We start from the raw sequence: 1,289 nt of genomic DNA, 5'->3' as shown, positions 1-1,289 counted from the left end.
CCCAGGCCGATGCGCAGCGCCAGCAACAACTGTTCGACCGCGGTGTCGGTGCCCAGGCGCAGCTGGATATCGCCCAGACCAACCTGAAAACCACCCAAGATCATCAAGAAGCTGTCCGGTGGTATCCGTACCGCTCTGGCTCAGTACCGTGAACTGGCGGCATTCGCCCAGTTCGCTTCTGACCTGGACGAAGCGACCCGTAAGCAACTTGAACACGGTCAGCGCGTTACCGAGCTGATGAAGCAGAAGCAATACGCGCCGATGTCCATCGCTGACATGTCGCTGTCGCTGTATGCCGCTGAGCGTGGGTTCCTGACTGACGTCGAAATCGCCAAGATCGGCAGCTTCGAACAAGCGCTGATTGCTTACTTCAACCGCGATCACGCCGATTTGATGGCGAAGATCAACGTGAAGGGTGACTTCAATGACGAAATCGACGCTGGCCTGAAAGCCGGTATCGAGAAGTTCAAGGCCACCCAAACCTGGTAAGCCGCAGCGGGGGCCGCGAGGCTCCCGCTTGCTAACCTGATAGGTGTTACATGGCAGGCGCAAAAGAGATTCGCAGTAAGATTGCGAGCATCAAAAGCACGCAAAAGATTACCAGCGCCATGGAAAAAGTGGCGGTCAGCAAAATGCGCAAGGCACAAATGCGCATGGCTGCTAGCCGTCCTTACGCGGAGCGCATCCGCCAGGTTATTGGTCATCTGGCCAACGCCAACCCGGAATATCGCCACCCGTTCATGATCGACCGTGAAATCAAGCGCGTCGGTTATATCGTGGTGAGCAGTGACCGTGGTCTGTGCGGTGGTTTGAATACCAACCTGTTCAAGGCTTTGGTCAAGGACATGGCGGTAAACCGCGAAAATGGCGTCGAGATCGATCTGTGCGTGGTTGGCAGCAAAGGTGCGGCTTTCTTCCGTAACTTCGGCGGTAACGTCGTCGCTGCAATCAGCCACCTGGGCGAAGAGCCGTCGATCAACGATCTGATCGGCAGCGTCAAGGTGATGCTGGATGCCTACCTGGACGGCCGGATTGACCGCCTGTCCGTGGTGTCCAACAAGTTCATCAACACCATGACGCAACAGCCTACGGTGGAGCAGTTGATTCCGCTGGTGGCAACCCCGGATCAAGAACTCAAGCACCACTGGGACTATCTCTACGAACCGGACGCCAAAGAGCTGCTCGACGGCTTGATGGTTCGCTACGTGGAGTCGCAGGTCTACCAGGCGGTGGTCGAGAACAACGCGGCTGAACAAGCTGCTCGGATGATCGCGATGAAGAACGCTACC

The 1,289-nt window shown here is 56.9% G+C and carries 1 protein-coding gene and 2 pseudogenes; all 3 read left to right on the top strand.

Features of this window, described 5'->3' with window-relative positions:
* Window positions 1-119 (top strand): annotated as a pseudogene (locus tag ACQKQA_RS30375) (efflux transporter periplasmic adaptor subunit); the annotation flags it as partial.
* Window positions 97-489: pseudogene (locus ACQKQA_RS30370) on the top strand (F0F1 ATP synthase subunit alpha); the annotation flags it as partial. The pseudogenes ACQKQA_RS30375 and ACQKQA_RS30370, both read left to right, overlap by 23 nt.
* Before the next feature lie 50 nt (window positions 490-539).
* On the top strand, window positions 540-1,289 hold a 750-nt coding region (gene atpG, locus ACQKQA_RS30365), incomplete at its 3' end, for a F0F1 ATP synthase subunit gamma (protein ID WP_427564804.1).

The sequence above is a fragment of the Pseudomonas sp. NPDC089530 genome, assembly GCF_050280705.1.
GTDB lineage: Bacteria > Pseudomonadota > Gammaproteobacteria > Pseudomonadales > Pseudomonadaceae > Aquipseudomonas.
Note: the sequence above shows the minus strand (reverse complement) of the source record. Positions and strands in the feature narration are given on the sequence as shown.